Origin of the sequence: Kitasatospora sp. NPDC056783, assembly GCF_042789895.1 — a bacterium.
In the GTDB taxonomy this organism is placed as follows: Bacteria; Actinomycetota; Actinomycetes; order Streptomycetales; family Streptomycetaceae; genus Kitasatospora.
The window spans coordinates 1-4,085 of record NZ_JBHUAF010000553.1 but is presented as its reverse complement, the minus strand read 5'-3'; the positions used below and the strand labels follow the sequence as shown (position 1 = coordinate 4,085).

3 protein-coding genes and 2 pseudogenes are annotated in these 4,085 nt (G+C 75.3%); all 5 read left to right on the top strand.

Annotated elements, in window-relative coordinates:
* Positions 1–449, top strand: a pseudogene (locus ACFRMQ_RS38940) (aminomethyl-transferring glycine dehydrogenase); the annotation flags it as partial.
* Complete coding sequence (gcvPB, locus tag ACFRMQ_RS38935; RefSeq protein ID WP_380735626.1) at positions 446–2,032, top strand: aminomethyl-transferring glycine dehydrogenase subunit GcvPB; 1,587 nt, start codon at positions 446–448, stop codon at positions 2,030–2,032. The pseudogene ACFRMQ_RS38940 and the gene gcvPB, both read left to right, overlap by 4 nt.
* Positions 2,029–2,496 (top strand): annotated as a pseudogene (locus ACFRMQ_RS38930) (NAD(+)/NADH kinase); the annotation flags it as partial. The gene gcvPB and the pseudogene ACFRMQ_RS38930, both read left to right, overlap by 4 nt.
* Positions 2,497–2,803: 307 nt before the next feature.
* The gene (locus ACFRMQ_RS38925; RefSeq protein ID WP_380735625.1) at positions 2,804–3,229 is read left to right on the top strand and encodes a hypothetical protein; all 426 of its coding nucleotides are present in this window, start codon (positions 2,804–2,806) and stop codon (positions 3,227–3,229) included.
* A 20-nt stretch (positions 3,230–3,249) separates the two neighbouring features.
* Positions 3,250–3,996, top strand: coding sequence for an SDR family NAD(P)-dependent oxidoreductase (locus tag ACFRMQ_RS38920; RefSeq protein ID WP_380735624.1), 747 nt, complete (start codon positions 3,250–3,252; stop codon positions 3,994–3,996).
* The last annotated feature ends 89 nt before the right edge of the window (positions 3,997–4,085 follow it).

Here is a 4,085-nt window from a genome sequence, read left to right as displayed (position 1 = left end):
TCCCCACCGACGTCCCCGGCGAGTACGGCTTCGGCGACGTCGCGTACGAGCGCACCTCCTTCGCGCTGCGCGAGGAGGGCAAGGAGTGGGTCGGCACCGCGGCCGCCCTGCACGGCATCGCCGCCGGGGTCTACCTCACCCTGATGGGCCCGCACGGCATGCGCGAGATCGGCACGACGATCCTCGCCAACACCGCCTACGCCCGGCAGCGCCTGGCCCGCGTCCCCGGGGTCGAACCGGTCGAGCCCGAGGCCGTGCACTTCGCCGACTTCACCGTCCGCTACACCGGCGAACGCACCGCCGCCGAGATCGCCGAGGCCCTGCTCGCGCTCGGCCTGCACGGCGGCACCCCGGCCGCGGCCGACGAGGGCCGCTACTGCGTGACCGAGCTGCACACCCGCGCCGACATCGACCGCCTCGCCGACGCGCTCCAGGAGACCGTCAAATGACCGACAGCCGGACCGACCCGCGCATCGCCCCCAAACCCGCCCTGCGCCGCTTCCACCAGGCCCGCTGGGACGAGAAGCTCGTCTTCGAGCTGGGCACGCCCGGCGAGCGCGGCGTGCTGCCCCCGCTGCCCGAGGCCGCCGTCACCGCCGCCGTCGGCGACCCGGCCGAACGGCTGCCCGCCGCGCTGCGCCGCAGTGTGCCGCCCGCCCTGCCCGAGCTGGGCCAGCAGCAGGTGCTCCGGCACTACCTGCGGCTCTCCCAGGAGAACCTCGGCGCCGACCTCAACGTGGACGTCGGCCAGGGCACCTGCACCATGAAGTACAGCCCCAAGGTCAACGACGCCTTCGTCCGCGACCCCCGGATCGCCGCGCTGCACCCGGCCCAGGACCCGTCGACCGTCCAGGGGGTCCTCGAACTCGCCTACCGGCTGGAGCAGTTGCTCAAGGAGATCTCCGGCATGGACCGGGTCAGCCTGCAGCCCGGCGCGGGCTCCGCCGCGATCTGGACCAACGTCTCGGTGATCCGCGCCTACCACGCCGCCCACGGCGAACCGGAGCAGCGCGACGAGATCATCACCACCGCCTTCTCCCACCCCTCCAACGCCGCCTGCGCCAAGACCGCCGGCTTCCGGGTGATCACCCTGCACCCCGACGCCGACGGCTACCCCGACATCGACGCGCTGCGCGCCGCCGTCGGCCCCCGCACCGCCGCGCTGCTCATCACCAACCCCGAGGACACCGGCATCTACAACCCCCGGATCGCCGAGTTCGTCCGGATCGTCCACGAGGCCGGCGGCCTGTGCGCCTACGACCAGGCGAACGCCAACGGCATCCTCGGCATCACCCGGGCCCGCGAGGCGGGCTTCGACCTGTGCCACTTCAACCTGCACAAGACCTTCTCCACCCCGCACGCCTGCGGCGGCCCGGCGGCCGGCGCCTGCGGCGTCACCGCCGAGCTGGCGCCCTACCTGCCGCGCCCCACCGTGGAGTTCGACGGCGAGCGGTACCGCCTGGACGACGACCGGCCGGACTCGGTCGGCAAGATCCGCCCGTACCTGGGCGTGGTGCCCAACCTGGTCCGCGCCTACGCCTGGATCATGGCGCTGGGCGCCGAGGGGCTGCGCGAGGTCGCCGAGACCGCCGTGCTCAACAACAACTACCTGCTGCACCAGGTGCGGCGGATCCGCGGCGTCGGCGTCCCGTACGCCGAGGGGCGCCCCCGGGTCGAACAGGTCCGCTACAGCTGGCGGGAACTCGCCGAGGACACCGGGCTGCACAGCGAGGACCTCGGCTACCGCGCCGCCGACTACGGCACCCACTACTGGACCAGCCACCACCCCCACGTCGTCCCCGAGCCGATGACGCTGGAGCCCACCGAGTCCTACTCCCGGGCCGACCTCGACGAGTACGCGGCGATCCTGGCCGAGGTCGCCCGCGAGGCGTACGAGGACCCGGAGACCGTCCGCACCGCCCCGCACAACTCCACCGTGCACCGGATCCGGCACGAGCCGCTGGACGACCCGGCGCTCTGGTCCGTCAGCTGGCGCGCCTACCGCCGCAAGGTCCTCGGCGAGCAGCCGTGACGTCCGCACCGACGGGCGGCCGCCACCGCCCGGCCCGGCCCGGCGCCGGACCCAGGATCGGGCTGGTGGTCAACCCGGTCGCCGGCCTCGGCGGGCGGGTCGGCCTCCAGGGCAGCGATGGCACCGAGGTCCAGCGCCGGGCCCTGGCGCTCGGGGCCCGCCCCCAGTCCTTCGAGCGGGCCGTCCTGACGCTCCGCCACCTGCCGGACGACGTCGAGCTGATCACCGCCGACGGCCCGATGGGCGCCGAGGCGGCGCGGGCGGCCGGCCGTACCGCGCGCGTCGTGCACCGGCCCGCCGGAGCGGCGACCACCGCCGCCGACACCCGCGCCGCGGTGCGCGCCCTGGCCGCGGCCGGCGCCGGGCTGCTGCTGTTCTGCGGCGGCGACGGCACCGCCCGCGACGTGCTCGACGCACTCGGGCCCGAGCCGCGCCTGCCCGTGCTCGGCATCCCGGCCGGGGTCAAGATGCACTCCGCCGTGTTCGCCGTCCACCCCCGGGCCGCCGCCGAGGTCACCGCCGCCTGGGCAGCCGGCCGCGGGGTTCACCTGGAGGCCGCCGAGGTGGTGGACCGGGACGAGACCGCGCTGCGGGCCGGCCTCGTCTCCGCCCGGCTGTACGGGCGGCTGACCGTCCCGGTGCTGCCCACCCGGGTGCAGCAGCGCAAGACCGGCAGCTCCGGGGGCACCGGCCGGCATCGCCGCCGAGGTCGCCGAGCGGGTCGGCCCCGGCGGGCTGCTGATCCTTGGGCCCGGCAGCACCACCTACGCGGTGGCCACCGCGCTCGGCGCACCGGGCGCCAGCCTGACCGGGGTCGACCTGCTGCGGCTCGGCCCCGGGGGCGCCCTCGGCCCCGGCCACACCGACGGCCTGGCCACCGCCGCCCGGGTCCTGATCCGCGACGCCCGGGCCGACCAGCTGCGCGCCCTTCCCGACACCCCCTTCATCGCCCTCTCCCCGATCGGCGGACAGGGCTTCCTCCTCGGCCGCGGCAACCAGCAGCTCACCCCCGAACTGCTGCGCGCCGCGGGCCGGGAGCGGCTGCTGGTGCTCGCCACCGAGGCCAAGCTCGCCGCCCTGGCCGGCCATCCACTGCTGCTCGACACCGGCGACCCCGCCCTGGACGACGCCCTCGCCGGGCACGTCCGAGTGATCACCGGCCGCCGCTCCGGCGCCGTCTACCGCCTCTCCGTCTGACCCTGTAGAGGAGCTCCCCCATGATCGACCTGCACGGCAAGCGCGCGATCGTCACCGGCGCCGCCTCCGGCATCGGCCGGGCCACCGCCGCCCTGCTCTCCGAACTCGGCGCCGCCGTCGTCCTCCTGGACCTCGACGAAGAACGCGGCGAACAGGCCGCCGAGGAGACCGGCGGCGCCTTCGTCCGCTGCGACGTCTCCCGACGCGCCGACTGCGAACGGGCGGTGGGCACCGTGGTCGACCGACTCGGCGGCGTGGACGTGCTGTTCAACAACGCCGGCATCATCCGCCGCTCCACCGTCACCGAGATCAGCGACGAGGACTGGGACCTGGTGATGGCCGTCAACGTCCGCTCGATCATGCTGCTGAGCGGCCTCGTGGTGCCGCTGATGGCCGCGAACGGCGGCGGCAGCATCGTCAACACCGGCTCCGGCTGGGGCATCAAGGGCGGCGGCCGGGCCGTCTCCTACTGCGCCTCCAAGGGCGCCGTGGTCAACATGACCCGGGCCATGGCCATCGACCACGGGCCGGACGACATCCGGGTCAACTGCGTCTGCCCGGGCGACACCGACACCGGCATGCTCGCCGAGGAGGCCCGCCAACTCGGCGAGGACCCGGCCTCGTTCTACACCGACGCCGCCGACCGCCCGCTCGGCCGGATCGGCCGGCCCCGGGACATCGCCCAGACCGTCGCCTTCCTCGCCAGCGACGCCGCCGCCTTCGTCAGCGGCGCGGTCATCGCCGTGGACGGGGCCGGAACCGCCTGACGCTCCGAGACCGTCGACGGCCGAGGAGGACCGGGGCCACGGATGGCCGGCCGAGGCGACCGGCCAGGGACGACCGGCCGAGGCGACCC

What these genes read in the sequence shown, in the direction of transcription:
- gcvPB (WP_380735626.1), top strand. Translation starts at nt 446, where the DNA reads ATGACCGACAGCCGGACCGACCCGCGCATCGCCCCCAAACCCGCCCTG.
- ACFRMQ_RS38920 (WP_380735624.1), top strand. Translation starts at nt 3,250, where the DNA reads ATGATCGACCTGCACGGCAAGCGCGCGATCGTCACCGGCGCCGCCTCC.